The sequence below is a fragment of the Bacillus sp. GW821-FHT01G09 genome (assembly GCF_059422205.1).
The window spans coordinates 254,575-271,194 of the sequence record NZ_JBWKWL010000002.1 but is presented as its reverse complement, the minus strand read 5'-3'; the positions used below and the strand labels follow the sequence as shown (position 1 = coordinate 271,194).

16 protein-coding genes and 1 other annotated feature are annotated in these 16,620 nt (G+C 42.6%); of the genes, 2 read left to right on the top strand and 14 right to left on the bottom strand.

Going from position 1 to position 16,620, the window contains the following annotated elements; genetic code table 11:
• Window positions 1–3: 3 nt before the first annotated feature.
• Together oppB and oppA are read right to left on the bottom strand one after the other, a co-directional pair.
• On the bottom strand, window positions 4–939 hold the full coding sequence (gene oppB, locus AC07VD_RS06765; RefSeq protein WP_003245554.1) for an oligopeptide ABC transporter permease OppB: 936 nt from the start codon (window positions 937–939) through the stop codon (window positions 4–6).
• A 107-nt stretch (window positions 940–1,046) separates the two neighbouring features.
• The gene (oppA, locus tag AC07VD_RS06760) at window positions 1,047–2,684 is read right to left on the bottom strand and encodes an oligopeptide ABC transporter substrate-binding protein OppA (RefSeq protein ID WP_063335040.1); all 1,638 of its coding nucleotides are present in this window, start codon (window positions 2,682–2,684) and stop codon (window positions 1,047–1,049) included.
• Between the two features lie 470 nt (window positions 2,685–3,154).
• Window positions 3,155–3,369 (top strand) — a binding site (T-box leader).
• A gap of 58 nt (window positions 3,370–3,427) precedes the next feature.
• On the opposite strand from oppA, the gene trpS reads away from it, so the two are divergent.
• Window positions 3,428–4,420, top strand: a complete 993-nt coding sequence (gene trpS / locus AC07VD_RS06755; protein WP_015483084.1) for a tryptophan--tRNA ligase — start codon at window positions 3,428–3,430, stop codon at window positions 4,418–4,420.
• Window positions 4,421–4,454: 34 nt separating this feature from the next.
• Here the strand turns inward: trpS and AC07VD_RS06750 are convergent, their stop codons facing one another.
• The 9 genes from AC07VD_RS06750 to fabH form a co-directional block, all read right to left on the bottom strand.
• Window positions 4,455–5,207 carry a YjbA family protein gene (locus AC07VD_RS06750; protein WP_003239298.1) on the bottom strand — a complete coding sequence of 251 codons (753 nt, stop codon included), beginning with the start codon at window positions 5,205–5,207 and terminating at the stop codon, window positions 4,455–4,457.
• A gap of 211 nt (window positions 5,208–5,418) precedes the next feature.
• Window positions 5,419–6,330: an oligopeptide ABC transporter permease AppC gene (appC, locus tag AC07VD_RS06745; RefSeq protein ID WP_003232961.1), complete on the bottom strand. Its 912-nt coding sequence runs from the start codon at window positions 6,328–6,330 to the stop codon at window positions 5,419–5,421.
• A 16-nt stretch (window positions 6,331–6,346) separates the two neighbouring features.
• Window positions 6,347–7,297, bottom strand: a complete 951-nt coding sequence (locus tag AC07VD_RS06740) for an ABC transporter permease (RefSeq protein ID WP_014476430.1) — start codon at window positions 7,295–7,297, stop codon at window positions 6,347–6,349.
• Between the two features lie 74 nt (window positions 7,298–7,371).
• Entirely contained in the window at window positions 7,372–9,003 is a 1,632-nt protein-coding gene (locus AC07VD_RS06735) for a peptide-binding protein (protein ID WP_029317612.1), read from the bottom strand.
• An 87-nt stretch (window positions 9,004–9,090) separates the two neighbouring features.
• The gene (gene appF, locus AC07VD_RS06730; protein ID WP_003232964.1) at window positions 9,091–10,080 is read right to left on the bottom strand and encodes an oligopeptide ABC transporter ATP-binding protein AppF; all 990 of its coding nucleotides are present in this window, start codon (window positions 10,078–10,080) and stop codon (window positions 9,091–9,093) included.
• Complete coding sequence (gene appD, locus AC07VD_RS06725; protein ID WP_003232965.1) at window positions 10,077–11,063, bottom strand: oligopeptide ABC transporter ATP-binding protein AppD; 987 nt, start codon at window positions 11,061–11,063, stop codon at window positions 10,077–10,079. The genes appF and appD overlap by 4 nt, the downstream gene beginning before the upstream one ends.
• Before the next feature lie 191 nt (window positions 11,064–11,254).
• Complete coding sequence (locus AC07VD_RS06720) at window positions 11,255–12,040, bottom strand: DUF2268 domain-containing putative Zn-dependent protease (RefSeq protein ID WP_024573257.1); 786 nt, start codon at window positions 12,038–12,040, stop codon at window positions 11,255–11,257.
• A gap of 75 nt (window positions 12,041–12,115) precedes the next feature.
• On the bottom strand, window positions 12,116–13,357 hold the full coding sequence (gene fabF / locus AC07VD_RS06715; protein WP_003244890.1) for a beta-ketoacyl-ACP synthase II: 1,242 nt from the start codon (window positions 13,355–13,357) through the stop codon (window positions 12,116–12,118).
• Between the two features lie 22 nt (window positions 13,358–13,379).
• A complete protein-coding gene (fabH, locus tag AC07VD_RS06710) occupies window positions 13,380–14,318 on the bottom strand; it encodes a beta-ketoacyl-ACP synthase III (protein ID WP_003232971.1) in 939 nt (312 codons plus the stop codon).
• A gap of 164 nt (window positions 14,319–14,482) precedes the next feature.
• On the opposite strand from fabH, the gene yjzB reads away from it, so the two are divergent.
• Complete coding sequence (gene yjzB / locus AC07VD_RS06705) at window positions 14,483–14,719, top strand: spore coat protein YjzB (RefSeq protein WP_015383342.1); 237 nt, start codon at window positions 14,483–14,485, stop codon at window positions 14,717–14,719.
• A 29-nt stretch (window positions 14,720–14,748) separates the two neighbouring features.
• Here the strand turns inward: yjzB and comZ are convergent, their stop codons facing one another.
• The 3 genes from comZ to AC07VD_RS06690 form a co-directional block, all read right to left on the bottom strand.
• On the bottom strand, window positions 14,749–14,940 hold the full coding sequence (comZ, locus tag AC07VD_RS06700) for a ComG operon transcriptional repressor ComZ (RefSeq protein ID WP_003224559.1): 192 nt from the start codon (window positions 14,938–14,940) through the stop codon (window positions 14,749–14,751).
• Window positions 14,941–14,954: 14 nt separating this feature from the next.
• Window positions 14,955–15,908: a transcriptional regulator Med gene (med, locus tag AC07VD_RS06695; protein WP_014476425.1), complete on the bottom strand. Its 954-nt coding sequence runs from the start codon at window positions 15,906–15,908 to the stop codon at window positions 14,955–14,957.
• A 90-nt stretch (window positions 15,909–15,998) separates the two neighbouring features.
• Window positions 15,999–16,556, bottom strand: a complete 558-nt coding sequence (locus AC07VD_RS06690) for a hypothetical protein (RefSeq protein WP_213419343.1) — start codon at window positions 16,554–16,556, stop codon at window positions 15,999–16,001.
• Window positions 16,557–16,620 lie beyond the last annotated feature (64 nt).

The following is a 16,620-nucleotide window of genomic DNA, read 5'->3' as shown; positions in this document are numbered from 1 at the left end:
GGCCTAGGCTCCTTTCTTTGCTTTGGAAAGCTTGATTCTTGGATCAATAATGCCGTATAACACATCTACGATTAATACACACAATAGCAGGATGACACTGAAGAACACCGTTACACCCATAATGACCGTATAATCACGGTTTGTAATACTGTTGACGAAGTGTGCACCAAGCCCCGGGATCCCAAAAATGGTTTCAATAATGAAGCTCCCCGTTAAGACCTGTGCGGCCATCGGGCCCATATATGTAACAACCGGCAAAAGCGCGTTTCGGATGGCGTGCCGCACTGTAACCGCTGGGCGGGACAGCCCTTTCGCTTTCGCTGTGCGGATATAATCACTGTTTAACACTTCGATCATGCTTGAACGGGAAAGTCTGGCAATAAACGCCATCGGCATGGAAGCAAGTGCGATTGAAGGCAAAAAGGTGTATGCCCAGGAATCCCACCCCGCGACCGGAAACAGCCCAAGCTTCATGGAGAACACATATTGCAGAACAGCCGCCATGATAAAGCTCGGAACCGAAATACCAAATATCGTTAAAATCGCGACGGTATAATCCTGCCACTTATTATGGTAAAGGGCTGCAATGACCCCAAACAATACACCTAACGCTAAAGCGAGGAGAATAGCTTCTGCTCCAAGAGTAAATGAAACGGGGAAACCTGAACTGATCAGGTCGTTAACACTCTGACCTTTATATTTAAATGACGGTCCGAAATCCCACATTGCAACTGATTTCAAATAACTGACATATTGTACAAACAGCGGCTTGTCCAAGCCATAATGCGCATTTAAATTTGCTTCAATTTCAGGCGGAAGCTTTTTCTCACCTGAAAATGGCCCGCCCGGTGCTGCTTGCATTAAGAAGAATGTCACAGTTACAATCACAAATAGTGTGATAATCATATAGACTAAGCGTCTTCCGATATATTTTAGCAAGGGGGAACACCTCCATGGTTTTTACATTTTTATACTCCATCAGTAAGAAAGGTATATGGGGCTTTTCTCCCCATATACCTTGAGGTCTTTTATTTTCAGACGTAGCCTTATTTAAAATATGCGTTTCTGAAATAAACCTCACCAGTACCTGGCATGATAACACCTTTTAGGTTTTCATCCTGTACCCAAGTATCAGTATAGAAATAGATTGGGGCAACCGGCATTTCATCAATGAAAATACCTTCTGCTTTTTTCAGCAGCTCTGCACGTTTTGTTTTATCTGTTTCAGTTTGTGACTGATTCAGAAGCTTTTTGAATTCTGGATTTTCCCAGCCTGTATCGTTATTTCCTCCGTTTTTGTCACGGAACAATTCAAGGAAGTTGATAGGATCATTGAAGTCGCCGAGCCAGCCCATACGGCCGATTTGATAATCTTGGCTGTGGAGCTTATCAATATAGACATTCCACTCTGAGTTATCAAGCTCAACATCAACGCCTAAATTTTTCTTCCACATTTCTTGTACTGCTTGAGCGATTTTCGCGTGTGCGTCATCAGTGTTGTAAGACAATTTGATTTTTGGCAAATCAGATGCCTTGCTTAAGCCCATTTCTTTTAGGCCTTTATCAAGGTATTTTTTTGCTGTTTTGACATCATTGTCTTTGAAGTAGCCTTCTTTGTTATCCTCAAATCCCTTCATTGTAGGCGGCACTGCAGCCATTGCCGGGATTTGCTCTCCTTGCGTAACGTTTTTAACAATCGACTGACGGTCAAGCGAATATGTTAAAGCTTTACGGATATTTACGTTGTCTAATGGCTTAGCTTCAGTGTTGAATTTGTACCAATACACACCTGCAATCGGCTCAACATGTAAAGAACCGTCTTTTTTCAGGGTCGGCAGGGATTCTGTCGGAAGCTGTCCGAGCGGCATACCGGCCCAATCAAGTTCGCCAGCTTGGAATTTTTTCAGTTCCGTATTGTTATTGTTGATCATAACCATATCAATTTTCTTCAGTTTGACTTTGTCTTTATCCCAATACTGGTCATTTTTTTCGAGAGTAATAGAACCGCTGTGTTTCCATGCCGTCATTTTGAACGGCCCGTTTGATACATAATCATCTCCGGCATTTGTATTCCACTTTTTATTTTTCTCTGCAATTTTCTTATTGATCGGCATATACGTATAGAACGCAGTTAATTCAGTGAAATATGGAGTCGGGTTATTTAATTCAACCTTCAGCGTTTTGTCATTCACAGCTTTTACTGCCACATCATCTAGGCTGCCTTTGCCGGTATTCGCCGCTTCAGCACCTTTTATGTAGTAGAGCTGGTAAGCGTATTGCGATTCGTTATTAGGATCAAGCGCCCATTTCCAAGCATATTCAAAATCTTGTGCTGTTACAGGGTCTCCATTAGACCATTTCACACCATCACGAATGGTAAATGTATATGTCTTTCCGTCCTTGCTCGTTTCAATTTTAGAAGCCATGCCTTCTTCAGGCTCACCATCTGCATTGATACGTGTCAATCCTTCAAAAGTCTGACGGATGACACCGCCTGATACTGAATCATTTGCCAATCCCGGATGTAAGGAAAACGGCTCAGTTTTAATATTAATGTTAAGTGTCGTCTTTCCTTTACTGTCCTTTTTCCCCTCACCGTTTGATCCGCTGCCGCCAAAGCCGCACGCGCTCAGCACGAGAGTGAAAATGAGCATCAACGTGACAATCGACCAACGTTTTTTCATATTCGCAAACCCCCTAATAATAATTTTCAGCTCCTTACGGCTAAATCCTCAGAAATATCAGACAAATGAACCTGAGTTTCCACAACTTTTATTCTGTTCCGTCTTTTCTGATTATTTTTGTAAAAAAGCTGTAACAATAGAGTGAACAAGTTCATTATAATGAAACAAATAATTTATTGCAATATTATTTTATCAATTTAAAATATTTAAACTTCGTTAGTTTTTCTTCCATGAACATAATATCCTTCTACCATTTAAAGCATAAATTGATTAAAAACTTTTTCATGTGTTTTCTGCCCATATTGCTTTTTACATATAATATCTGCCTGTTTTTACGCTGATAGCAGTTATCATTTAAGGATTTTACAGCACTCGTGTTATTTATATTATTACAATTTTACTGGAAAAAAGAATGTTTTTTCATGATGACAATTGGTTATAATTGATTTATAATGAAGCAATCAAAAGAAAAGCTTGCTATGAAAAAGAGTAGTACACATTTCACCTGTTTGAAGAGAGTCTGCGGTGCTGGGAGCAGATAACGGGCAATGTGGAATGGACTTTGGAGCAGCTGACCGAACTGGAAAAAAGTAGGCTCAGCCGGAGCAGTCTCCGTTACAAACGTCAGAGTGATTCCATTTTAATGGAATAATCAGGGTGGTACCACGGTTCATTCGTCCCTTTTTTACAGGGGAAGAATGAGCCTTTTTTATTATGTTTTAAGAAATGAGGTTGATGTTTTCATGAAACAAACGATTTTTTCAGGCATTCAGCCAAGCGGCTCAGTGACGCTCGGCAACTATATCGGTGCAATGAAGCAGTTTGTCGAACTGCAGCATGATTATAACAGCTATTTTTGCATCGTCGATCAGCATGCGATAACTGTTCCTCAAGACCGGCTTGAGCTTAGAAAGAATATCCGCAATCTCGCGGCGCTTTACTTAGCTGTCGGACTTGATCCAGAAAAAGCAACATTGTTTATTCAGTCCGAGGTTCCCGCGCATGCGCAGGCCGGATGGATGATGCAGTGTGTCGCTTATATCGGCGAGCTTGAGCGGATGACTCAATTTAAGGACAAATCCAAAGGCAATGAAGCTGTCGTCTCCGGCCTGTTAACATATCCGCCGCTGATGGCCGCTGATATTCTGCTGTACGGAACGGATCTTGTACCTGTCGGCGAGGATCAAAAGCAGCACCTTGAGCTGACGCGGAATCTTGCAGAACGCTTCAACAAAAAATACAACGACATCTTTACGATTCCGGAAGTGAAAATTCCAAAAGTCGGTGCACGCATCATGTCTCTGAATGATCCGCTGAAGAAAATGAGCAAATCTGATCCAAATCAGAAAGCTTATATTACCCTGCTGGATGAACCGAAGCTTCTTGAAAAGAAAATCAAAAGCGCTGTGACAGATTCTGAAGGCATTGTGAAATTTGACAAAGAAAACAAACCGGGCGTTTCCAACCTTCTTACAATTTATTCAATCCTCGGCAATACGACAATTGAAGAGCTTGAAGCAAAGTACGAAGGAAAAGGCTACGGCGAGTTTAAAGGTGATTTGGCAGAAGTCGTGGTGAACGCATTAAAACCGATCCAGGACCGCTATTATGAGCTGATAGAATCTGAAGAATTAGACCGGATTCTTGATGAAGGCGCGGAACGGGCGAACCGGACAGCAAACAAAATGCTGAAAAAAATGGAGAATGCCATGGGTCTTGGAAGAAAAAGACGCTAATCAAAAAACCGCTCTTTGCAAAGAGCGGTTTTTTTCAGTTTACCTTTGATTCGTTTTCCATTTCCCATAGCTTTTCGAAAAAAGGCTGTCCTTTTATTAGGTTTTCGCAAAAAGCTAGGTGCTTGTCCGACCAGCCTTCAATTGTTTCGTTATACAGCATGTCCCAAATCTCTTCAAAGCTCATCCTTTTGATTTGTTCATACATATGCGGATTCCACTCTGTGTACCAGTAGCCGATTTCAGCCCGGTTTTTCAGCCCTTTTAATTGGTCAAGCGCCATAAACATCAGCTGCTTAATTTGCCGTTCTTTTCTAGTCAGTCCTCTGACATGTTCTGGTGCTAATGATAAGATATGATATTCCTTGGAGGATTCCAGCTTCTTTGGCTCAAATTCATATGTTTCAGGCTCTACATCTTTTACCATTTCATAAACGAGCTGCTCTTGTCTTGGGATCAGACGGCTTTTTCTGACAGGGATCGTGTAGCCGATCGTGTCGACAGCTAAAATGCCGATTCCGTCTGTTACGACAAAACAATACTCAAGCTTTGTCCGCTCATGATTTTTCCGAATGTACGATTTCTGATGTACGTCTTCAAGCAAACCTTTCGGAAGCTCTGACAAATCGTTTTCTATGTAATGAAACAGTACTGACGGCACCCTTAGCAACGGCACCTGATCCAAAAGCTCAACCGTATCTTCCTTGCGCCATTCGTGAAAGTGGCATACATTGTAGCCATTTTCTTCCCCTTCAAACCAATTGACCCACACATCATGAAGAAATAACATCTCTAACCCCTCACTTTTATAAAAACTGTTGTCCACAGTATAGGCAAGGGATAGAGAAATTATTCCAAAGAGATTGAGGAAATCTGGAATCACTGGGTTTATGTAAGAATCGCAAAAAGCAGATCTCTTTGTATATTTTCTGACAAAAGGAGACCTGCTTTTTTTCTGATTTGGTGATATTTTATCACAGATATGATATTCATTTTCATTTTCATTTAATATTTTTCGGGTCAAGCGCATCCCGCAGGCCATCACCGACAAAGTTGAAGCATAAAACGGTCATTAAAATAAATAGCCCGGGAAATAACGGGTACCACCATGCTTGAATCATTACTGTGAAATTCTGTGCGTCTTGAAGCATGTTCCCCCAGCTAGCGATTGGCGGCTGGATTCCAAAGCCCAAGTAGCTTAGCGCCGATTCAGCTAGAATAACAGACCCTACTTTCAGCGTAGCTGACACAATAATCGGCCCTAACGCATTGGGCAGGATATGAGAAAAAATAATTTTGTGCGTTTTTGTTCCAATTGTTTTAGCAGCAAGAACATATTCCCTTGAACGGAGCGACAAGAATTCTCCCCTTACTAATCGTGCTGTTGTGGTCCATCCTGTGAGACAGAAAATTAAAATCAGTTTGTCCACACCCGGCTTGAAGATGGTGACCAGCGTGATCAACAAGAAAATATCAGGAATGGATAACACAATGTCAACTACACGCATAATGACAGCATCCACTATTCCTCTGAAATATCCGGCTAATGCTCCTAAAACCGTTCCGATCAAAATCGAACCGACTACGGACGCAAATCCAACCAATAAAGAGACACGCGCTCCATATAGGATCCGGCTGAAAATATCACGTCCAAATTTATCCGTTCCCATCAGATGTTCAAGGCCCGGCGCCTTATATTTATCAAGCAGGCTTTGCTGCTCTTGGGGATAAGGTGCAATTAAAGGGGCGAAAACAGCCGACATAATAATGATAAAAAGAATAACGGCACCTAAAATGGCCAGTTTGTTTTTCGAGAATTTTTCCCAGAAAATCTTTGTCATTGTTTCTGGCTTTTTCGAAATATTTTCTTTCAGCCTGATCTCCGGCGAGGGAGTTGTTTGCAGCTCTGACATCTCTGTTTCCCTCCTTTTAATATTCGATCCGCGGGTCAACAATCGCGTAAAGGATGTCTGCAATGAGGTTTCCGACAACGACAAGAACCGCCGAGATCACAGTCATTGCCATGATAACCGGATAATCGCGCTGGAATGCTGAATCGACAAACAGCTTTCCTAATCCCGGCCAAGTGAAAATCTGCTCTACGACAACCGCTCCGCCAATAAAGGAAGGAATCATTAAGCCAAAAATCGTAATAACAGGCAATAATGCATTTCGCAAGCCGTGCTTAAATAATACTCGATTCTCTTTGAAACCTTTTGATCTGGCAGTCCGGATATAATCTTGATTTAAAACATCAAGCATATTGGATCTTGTATATCTCGTTAAGCCTGCCATATCAGCTGTCGCCAGCACAAAAGCGGGTAAAAGCAAATGATGAATCCGGTCTACTATACTGAAATCTGAGTTAAGGGTGGCGACTCCCCCGGTTGGAAACCAGCCGAGATTCACGGCAAACACCATGATTAAAATCAAACCGAACCAAAAATTCGGGATTGCCAAACCGATAAATGAAGTAAATGTAATGCCGTAGTCCAGCTTCGAATAAGGTTTTTTTGCAGAAATTACCCCGAATGGGATGGAAATGATCAGCGCCAAAATTGTTGACACCAGCATCAAGAGGAGTGTGTTGGGCAGCCGTGCTAAAATCAGTTCTGAAACAGGCGTCCCTTTTCTGATGATGGATGTGCCGAAATCACCTTGAACCATATTGCCCAGCCATTTTAAATATTGAACATACTCAGGGTCATTGAGACCGTACTTTTCAATAAACTGAGCCCTGTCTGCCTGGCTGATCGTAGGATCCATCATAAGTGTCATCGGGTCCCCTGGAGCGGCTTTCATAATAATGAAAGACAAAATTGTAATTCCCAAAAGAATAGGAATCGAAGATAACGTTCTTCGAATAATATATGTAACCATATTCTTGTCCCCTTCGTTGTTCTTTTTCAAATTCAAAGGGGAAGGAAACGCACTCCCTCCCCTGCAAGGGAAAATTATTGGGCAAGCCACCATTTTTCAATTTGGTACAACTCGCGTTTTGGATGATACACATAACCCTCTAAGTTAGCCGGCATCGCCATATGGTTGTTCGGATAGTAAAGGAAGGTATACGGCTGATCTTCAGCAAGTTTTTGGTAAATCTTTTCGTAAGCTTTTGAGTATTCGTTACGGTCACTGATTGATTTTGCATCTTTGAGAAGCTTATCAACTTCAGGGTTTTTGTACCACATGTTATTTAAGCCTTTTTCAGACTGGCTAGAATGGAAGATATCGTAATGGTCTGGGAACGTTGATAAACTCCATCCTAAAACCATTGCGTCATAGTCCCAATTAGGTGGATTTGTCTGTTCTACTAATGCACTCCACTCAACGATTTGCGGCGTTACCTTAATCCCGACTTTCTTCAATTGTTCTTGAACAACAACTGCAATGTCTTCACGAACTTTATTTCCTTGATTCGTTTTCAGTGTAAACTCGAATTTTTTACCGTCTTTATCTAGTATGCCGTCACCGTCAGTATCTTCCCAGCCGGCTTCTTTCAGCATCTTCTTCGCTTTTTTGACGTTGTATTCAAATTTAGGAACCTCTATATCTTTCGGATAGTTCCATGAAACCGGGCTTTCAGGGATGTAAGCGACCTTCCCGTCCCCATCTAATACGGTTTGCACCATTGTTTCACGGTCTAAAGCTGTCGTAAGCGCCTGGCGCACTTTTTTGTCTTTAAACAGCTCATTTTTCTCATTCCAGCCGATATACGTATAGCTTAACGCTAAATCTGTTACGACTTTGACATTATTAAACGATTCAGCTGTCTTATAGTCAGTTGACGGCACGTTAAAGAAATCAATATCTCCGGCCTGAAGCTGGGCAACTGCTGCATTGGCGTCAGGAATGATTTTATACGTGACACTGTCTAAATACGGACGGCCGTCATAGTAGTCATCATTAGCAACAAGCTTCACGTATTGTCCGTCTTTCCATTCTTTAAATTTGAAAGGCCCCGAGCCGATTGGATTTTTTCTATTAAATTCGTTATCTTCAAGCTCTGCAACCGGTACATCTTTTAAAATGTGCTCAGGCAGAATCCCGTAGCTGTCTAACGTATTGTTATAGAAGTTAGGGTCTTTGTATTTCAGCGTAAATAAAACCTCATAATCTCCCTTTTTCTCTACTGATTTCAGCATTTCAAAGTTAGAGCCGCGCTCTCCTTTGTAATCCTTGTTAAGCGGAATGCTGTACGTAAAGACGACATCATCGGCAGTAAGCTCTTCTCCGTCATGGAACTTAACGCCTTTTTTGATTTTTACGTCATATTTCAATCCGCCATCCAGCTCTTTCACACTTTCCGCCAGTGACATTTTGACATTTAAGTTTTCATCGGTTTTCGTTAAAAAGCTGTAAATCATTTGTTCAATATCTGTACTTGATTCATCTGTTGAATATAATGAGTTGAAAAGTGTTGGCGCTCCGATTGAACCAACAACCAAATCCCCGCCTTGCTGCGGTTTGCCTGCTGATTTTTTCTCGCTGCTGTTGCTCGATTTTGATCCCGAGCAGGCTGATAAAAAGATGGCCAGAACCATCAATACACTTAGCATCATCAGTGCGGTTTTCCGTCTTTTCATTAGATATTCCCCCTCTTGAAATGTTCGTTCTTCTCAGCTGTTGTTTATGTAGTGTGCATACCCCCTCTCAAAGCTGTGCGGGCAACATTAGCTATAAAGGTGACAAGCCACAAAGTGGCTGGGAGCAGCTTCTTTAAATTCTGGTATTTGTTCCTTGCATATCGGTTTTGCAACAGGACATCTTGTGTGGAATACGCAGCCTTTTGGCGGGTTGGCCGGACTAGGCAGTTCTCCCTTCAGGACAATGCGTTCACGTTTGACAGATCCTCTTTTTCTTGTAACCGGAACGGAGGATAAAAGCGCTTGGGTATATGGGTGAAGCGGGTTGTCATAAAGCTCATGCTTGCCGGTCAGTTCCATCATTTTGCCAAGATACATTACTCCGACTCTGTCGCTGATATGGCGGACGACACTCAGATCATGAGAGATAAATAGATACGTAAGATTAAATTCTTCCTGTAATTCCTCCATCAAGTTAATCACTTGGGCCTGAATGGATACATCAAGTGCGGAAACCGGCTCATCTGCAATGATCAGCTCTGGATTCAAAGTGAGTGCTCTGGCAATGCCGATCCGCTGACGCTGGCCGCCTGAAAACTCATGGGGATAACGGCCGGCAAACGACGGGTGAAGCCCTACTCTTGCAAGCAGCTCTTCAACTTTTTCGTTTCGTTCACGCATGGTATACATGTTGTGCGTATTAAACGGCTCCTTTATGATGGAACGCAGGGTCTTTCTCGGGTTTAACGAAGCAAATGGATCTTGGAAAACCATTTGAATATTTTTGCGGACACTCTTCCGCAGCTTCTCCTCTGACAGATTGGAAATATCCTGCCCTTTAAAAAGAATTTGGCCCTCTGTCGGTTTGTACAGTCTGATCATCGTTCTGCCGGCAGTCGATTTTCCGCAGCCCGACTCTCCAACGATTCCGAGTGTTTCTCCTTTTTTTAACGAAAATGAAACACCATCCACCGCTTTTACATCACCGACTTTTCTTTGAAAAAGGCCTGACCGGATCGGAAAGTATTTTTTTACGTCACGAAGCTCTAAGATTGTTTCTTGATTAGCTGCTGTCATGATTGTTCGGCACCCTCTTCCTCATATAAAAAGCATCTCACCGTTCTTCCGCTTTTGTGTGTCAAAAGCGAAGGCTGATTTGTCCAGCACTTATCCATAGCTTTCGGGCACCTTGGGGCAAAACGGCACCCCGGCGGCAGATTATCCGGTGTAGGCACACTGCCTTTAATCGCATTTAATTTATCAATCTCTCCATCTATAACAGGAATTGACGTAAGCAGGCCTTCTGTATACGGATGAAGCGGTTCTAAAAATAAGTCATCAACGGTAGCATTTTCTACGACTTGTCCGCAGTACATGACAATTACTCTATCGGCAGCCTCAGACACGACACCTAAGTCGTGTGTGATGAGAAGAATCGATGTATTGAACTTCTGACAGAGATCTTTCATGAGCTCCAGCACCTGGGCTTGTATTGTCACATCCAGCGCTGTCGTTGGTTCATCGGCAATGAGCAGTTTAGGATTACAGCTCAGTGCGATGGCAATCATCACCCTCTGTCTCATACCGCCGGACAGCCGATGCGGGTACTCCTTCATAATTTGCTCCGCCCGGGAGAAACCGACCATCTGCAAGAGTTCAACAGCTCGTTGACGGGCTTCTTTTTTCTTCATGTTTTTATGGTAAATCAGCACTTCGGTAATTTGTTCTCCGATTGTTAACACCGGATTAAGGGAGGTCATTGGTTCCTGAAAGATCATGGATACTTCGTTACCGCGGATTTTGCAATAATCGTTTTCAGTGAATGAGGTGAGGTCTTTGTCTTCGAGTTTAATAGAGCCGTCCATGATTTTTCCGCCAGAGCTTTGGACGAGGCCCATAATTGATAAAGAAGTAATGCTTTTTCCGGAGCCCGATTCACCTACAAGCGCGACGGTTTCGCCTTTGCTGATGTGAAAATCGACTCCGTCAACCGCAGGGATCGGCTCCTTTTTCCTGAAAAAATAAGTCTTTAAATTATTTACTTCTAAAAGTGTGCTCATGCTAGCTCCCCTTTCCCCCCTCTTGTTGTCAAACGTTTTCAAGAGAAAGCAATCCCTTTATTCAGAAATAATAAATAATATTGAATTATCGAAAAATTTTATAGTTGTATATTATTACAATCATTTTGCAAAATCAAGAATTTTTTAGGATAAATGTAATATTATTAATGAAATTCCATTATTTTATCCTTTTAAAGCATTGCATCCAAAAAGGTTTCAGCAGGAATGGACAGCCCGTCTGCGGCGCTTGCCTTGCTGGCGGTTAAATATTTTTTTACAATATTGAATCCAACTGCGTATCCAAGCATTTTTGGCTGATATCCTTTGCCGAATAACAGCTGGGGAAATAATCGATTATCCCGTTTGATATTCCGATGGGGCGCAATCTTTTTTTCATATAAAGCCTGAAGCTGCTCCGGTGTATACCAAGTCGTCCACTCAGCCGTTTGACTTCGGCCGAACCTCTCATAAACAGCATATTCCGCCAGCCCTTCCATGATGATTGTATCAAGTAATGTGACATCCTTTTCCTCTTTTGTCAGATGACCTAACCGGCAAACGTGATGATACTCATGCGTCATAAGGGCAGATACCGACCCAAAATCTAAATCTGACGAAAGAAAAAGGAACATTTTGTCTTGAAAGGCGAGTCCTGATTTTGATCCGAATTCTAAACGGATTCTCCTGTTTCGTTCATCAACCGGCAGCGTGACAATTGGTACATCAGGACCTTGCCATTTGTTTTTGAGGTACTGTTCTTCCTTTTGGATATGTCCGTAAAAACCTTTTTCCTTCAGCTTGGAAACAGTCTGAATACCCTCTTTTATGTTTTTAAACATCCCATGATGCTGAAGGTGTCCCAGAATGCCCTTCCAGTTCTTTTTCTCCGCACCTGAAAAAAGCGGGATAATGTAATGCGCCAAATCATCTATTGAATCAGCCTTCCTGAGCCAGCTATATGTTTGTTCTACACTCATGTGATCGCCTCCTCTTTTAATCCTATGCACACAAAAAAAACCGGCTACCCTTTAAGGGCAGCCGGTTTGGCTTGATTATGATTGATATTTCTTAAAGATTAATGTTGCGTTGTGTCCGCCGAATCCTAATGAGTTGCTGAGAACATAATTAAGTTCCTGTCTGCGGGCTTCATCAGGCACATAATCCAAATCGCACTCTTCGTCAGGCGTTTGAATATTGATTGTCGGCGGAATCACGCCTTCTTTAATGGCCAGGATAGAGAAAATGGCTTCAATACCGCCGGCTGCTCCTAAGAGGTGGCCTGTCATCGATTTTGTAGAGCTTACCGCAAGTTTATGCGCATGCTCGCCAAAAACAGTCTTAATCGCCATTGTTTCGTATTTGTCGTTGTAATATGTGCTTGTCCCGTGAGCATTGATGTAATCAATTTCTTCAGGTGCAATGCCTGCATCTTTAATGGCTTCTTGCATCGCTCTCGCTCCGCCTTCACCGTCTTGGGCCGGCGCTGTGATATGATAAGCGTCTCCGGTTGAGCCGTAGCCGACAATTTCTCCGTAAATTTTAGCGCCGCGGGCCAGGGCATGCTCAAGTTCTTCAAGAACGATAATCCCTGCACCTTCCCCCATGACAAAGCCATCACGGTTTTTATCAAACGGGCGGCTCGCTGTTTTCGGATCTGGATTAGTAGACAGCGCTTTGTTGGCACTAAAGCCGGCGAATGACATTCTTGTCAGCGGCGCTTCTGTTCCGCCTGTGACCATCACGTCTGCATCACCGCGCTGAATAACCTTAAACGCGTCACCGATGGAGTTCGTTCCTGTAGCACATGCTGTAACCGTACAAGAGTTCACCCCTTTTGCTCCTAATGCAATAGAAATCTGGCCTGTCGCCATGTCAGGAATCATCATTGGCACGAAAAACGGGCTTACCCGTCTTGGGCCTTTTGTTAAGAAGATTTCAAATTGAGACTCTAGTGTTTCAAGTCCTCCGATACCGGAGCCTACCCAAACACCGACTCTCGGTGCGATCTCATCGGTAATGTTAAGATCTGCGTCTTCAACCGCCATTTTCGCAGCCACAACCGCATATTGTGTAAAGCGGTCCATTTTTCTGGCTTCTTTTTTATCCATATAATCTTCAACATTAAAATCTTTTAATTCAGCGGCAACTTTTGCCGGATATTCTTCAGCGTCAACACGAGTGATCGGACCGATTCCGGACACACCGTTGATTGCGTTATTCCAACTTGTATCGACGTCGTTGCCAAGTGGAGATAATGCTCCAAGTCCTGTAACAACTACTCTTTTTTTAGTCATCTTGTGTGCACCTCACCTTTTTTTATCGGCCCCAGCGGATTGCAATGGCGCCCCATGTTAGTCCTCCGCCGAACCCTACCATAACGACCACATCGCCGTCTTTGATTTTACCGGCTTCCAATTCTTCTACAAGAGAGATCGGAATTGATGCGGCAGAAGTATTTCCATATTTATGAACAGTTTTAGACATCTTTTCGACAGGAAGCTCTAAACGCTCGCGAGCAGCTTCCATGATACGGATGTTCGCCTGATGCGGAATCAAAAAGTCGACATCCTCTTTTGAAAGTCCGGCTTTTTCAATGACATTTACGCATGATTCTCCCATTTGACGGACTGCAAATTTGAAAACTTCTCGTCCATTCATGATTGTATGTCGTTTTTCATTCAGATACAAGTGCTGACCGCCTGTGCCGTCGGCTCCTAGTTCAAATGAAAGGATTCCTCTGTCATCACTGACTGGCCCGACTACCGCAGCGCCTGCTCCGTCTCCAAACAGAACGGCTGTATTGCGGTCTTCCCAATCGGTAATGCTTGAGAGCTTCTCTACACCGACAACTAGAACATGCTTGTAGGTTCCGGATTCAATAAATTGTTTACCGGTTACAACCCCGTACATGAAGCCCGCACAAGCCGCGCTGATATCCATAGCACACGCTTTCTTCGCGCCGAGCTGTTCTTGAATCATACAAGAGACCGTAGGAAATGACTGATCAGGTGTAACAGTTGCAACCAAGATCATATCCAGATCCTCAGCAGCCACTTCAGCTTGTTCCAGCGCATTTTTCGCTGCTGCAACAGCCATATGTGATGAAAACACATCATCTGCTGCGATTCTTCTTTCTTCTATTCCTGTTCTTGTACGAATCCACTCGTCAGAAGTTTCAACCATTTTTTCAAGATCATGATTTGTTAAAACCTTCTCAGGAATGTAACGTCCAACACCAAGTATTCCAGCTTTCATAAGGGAAGACTCCTTTATATCTTAAATTTAGAAGATCAATCAGGTTGTGATCAATTATTAGTATCAGGTACTAATTCTATCCTATTTTTTTTCACATGGCAATATATTCGTCTAAACTATCAGTTCATCTTACTCATAGAGTATGGTATATGGAAAGGAGGCGTATGCAGTTGGATGTGTTTTCAAGAATGATGTTCGGCGATGCCGCAAAACCAACAGAAGAGAAGGAGGAACAGCAAGAGGAGGTTTCTCAGGTTTCTCAGACAAACGACGAAGAGACGATTAATTACATGCATATTATGGACCAAATCGGTTCAATTATGAACTCTCTTGATCAAATCAAGCCCGCTTTAAAGGAGCTTGCACCCATGCTCTCCGCTATTAAAAAGAAAATCATGTGAAAAGCCACTTTCAAAAAAGTGGCTTCTTCTTATTCTGTTTCAGATTTAGCGTCAGACTTGCCAAGCTCATAAGCTTCCGCCATTACCGTTGTAAATAGATTCATAAACGGCTGTATGGCCTCCATTGAGAGCTCAATGCCTGATTTCTCAAGCTGTTCTTTCGCTTCAGGGAGATATTTCATGGCAATTTGCAAGAATTCAAGTGATTTTTCGTGCTGCATGTGACGTCACTCCATTACTCGTTTTTTGGCAGCTCGCCTGTTTTGTTGTATGTTTTGATCAGCTTAGCGATTCTTTGCTGAAAGTCTTTATCGACGAGCGGGCTGAATGTTCCCATCTCAACGACTCCCGTGTTCAGGTCGTAGTAATGATCGCCGCCCTCAAGGGTGCCTTTATTAAATTGTTCAGCAATGATTTCATAGGCCTTGTCCACATTTTGCACCGTGCTGGTTAATACGGTATTCTCGCCCAGATCCGATTGATCTGTGACATAGCCTATGGCATAAAGACCGTCTTTTTTGATTTGCTGAATAACAGGGACATTATACCCGTCTCCGGCGGGATACACAACATCCGCGCCTTCGTTCTTCATTTTCTGATAAAGCTTTACTGCTGTTGTATCATCATCCCAATGATCCGTATATTTCGTATTTACCTCTATATCCGGATTTTCATACTTGGCCCCTTTGATAAAACCGTCAACCTCAGGCTGCCACGTAAAGGAAGCAATTACACCGACCTGATTCGTTTTCGACATATGGGCAGCAGTCATTCCTCCAAAAAAGCCCATTGCTTCCCCGCTGAAATGGACACTCGTTACATTATCAGCTTTCGCTTTCGCATTGGAAATGACGAATTCCATATCTGGATAATCTTCGCCGACCAAGTTAAACACCTCAGCATATTCACTCCCATGGCCGTAGAGCAGATTGACGCCCCTCTTATGAAAATCCTCAATCGCATTTATGATATCTTCTTCTGTTTTAACGCCTTCTTTATAATAGACGTCCACATTGTATTTGGATTGTATATTCAGTAATCCTTTATACCCTTTTGTGCCCCATACGAGGTCATTAATCGTATCAGGAAAGAGCATGCCGACCTTCTCAATTTTTCCTTTGAACGGAGTTTGTCCACATCCACTCAATAAAAGGAGGACAGAAAAGATCATGACAAGCCTTGTGATCAAGTCATGTTCAACTCCTTTTGACAAGCTATAACATGTATTATTTTTATACGTTTATTGTATCTAGAAAACTCGAAACATGGAAGGTTTTTCTTAATATTTGTCGAAAATTGATGAAAATTGTCTTTTCCACTCGATAATTTTTGTTTTTGCTTCTTCTTTTGAGGTTTTCTCTGTGACTTGCAATTCAAAAAGCTGATCTTTGCTATGACGGCTTGGTTCTAACAGGAATCTCAGCAACTCGTCAGCGACGTCATTTGTATAATAGCCGTCTTCCTCTGTTTCTTCTTTCCATGGCCCGTACATTTTCGGCAGGATCACGGTTTTTTCCGAGCCTGTTTTTTCACGTTTTTCCCATTCTTTTCGGTCTTCTTCATATACTAAAATATAAGGAGAATCACATTGGTCTAAAGGCAAAAAACTTCCGAACTGGATACAAATTGTATCATACTTTTGATCTCCAATGTGCTCAAGCTGGCGAAAGAGTTCATTTCTCCCAAGCCACATGAGTCTTTCTTCTAAGTACATTTGTCTCATTTTATCTTCTGTTTCCGCCAGAACAACATCAACATGTATGCCTTCATCCATCATTCGCTCACATAATGAAAGGCCGAAAAATTCGTCCGCACCTACAATCAGCGTTGATTCCATTGCATCTGCCGCCCTTCCGGTTTTTCATTTCCCAAAACAAAACAGCCTCCGCAAAAGAGAAGGC

Excerpts from the sequence above, each read along its gene's own strand:
- oppA (WP_063335040.1), bottom strand. The coding sequence starts at position 2,684 with ATGAAAAAACGTTGGTCGATTGTCACGTTGATGCTCATTTTCACTCTC.
- trpS (WP_015483084.1), top strand. The coding sequence starts at position 3,428 with ATGAAACAAACGATTTTTTCAGGCATTCAGCCAAGCGGCTCAGTGACG.
- AC07VD_RS06750 (WP_003239298.1), bottom strand. The coding sequence starts at position 5,207 with ATGTTATTTCTTCATGATGTGTGGGTCAATTGGTTTGAAGGGGAAGAA.
- appC (WP_003232961.1), bottom strand. The coding sequence starts at position 6,330 with ATGTCAGAGCTGCAAACAACTCCCTCGCCGGAGATCAGGCTGAAAGAA.
- AC07VD_RS06740 (WP_014476430.1), bottom strand. The coding sequence starts at position 7,297 with ATGGTTACATATATTATTCGAAGAACGTTATCTTCGATTCCTATTCTT.
- AC07VD_RS06735 (WP_029317612.1), bottom strand. The coding sequence starts at position 9,003 with ATGAAAAGACGGAAAACCGCACTGATGATGCTAAGTGTATTGATGGTT.
- appF (WP_003232964.1), bottom strand. The coding sequence starts at position 10,080 with ATGACAGCAGCTAATCAAGAAACAATCTTAGAGCTTCGTGACGTAAAA.
- appD (WP_003232965.1), bottom strand. The coding sequence starts at position 11,063 with ATGAGCACACTTTTAGAAGTAAATAATTTAAAGACTTATTTTTTCAGG.
- AC07VD_RS06720 (WP_024573257.1), bottom strand. The coding sequence starts at position 12,040 with ATGAGTGTAGAACAAACATATAGCTGGCTCAGGAAGGCTGATTCAATA.
- fabF (WP_003244890.1), bottom strand. The coding sequence starts at position 13,357 with ATGACTAAAAAAAGAGTAGTTGTTACAGGACTTGGAGCATTATCTCCA.
- fabH (WP_003232971.1), bottom strand. The coding sequence starts at position 14,318 with ATGAAAGCTGGAATACTTGGTGTTGGACGTTACATTCCTGAGAAGGTT.
- yjzB (WP_015383342.1), top strand. The coding sequence starts at position 14,483 with ATGCAGTTGGATGTGTTTTCAAGAATGATGTTCGGCGATGCCGCAAAA.
- comZ (WP_003224559.1), bottom strand. The coding sequence starts at position 14,940 with ATGCAGCACGAAAAATCACTTGAATTCTTGCAAATTGCCATGAAATAT.
- AC07VD_RS06690 (WP_213419343.1), bottom strand. The coding sequence starts at position 16,556 with ATGGAATCAACGCTGATTGTAGGTGCGGACGAATTTTTCGGCCTTTCA.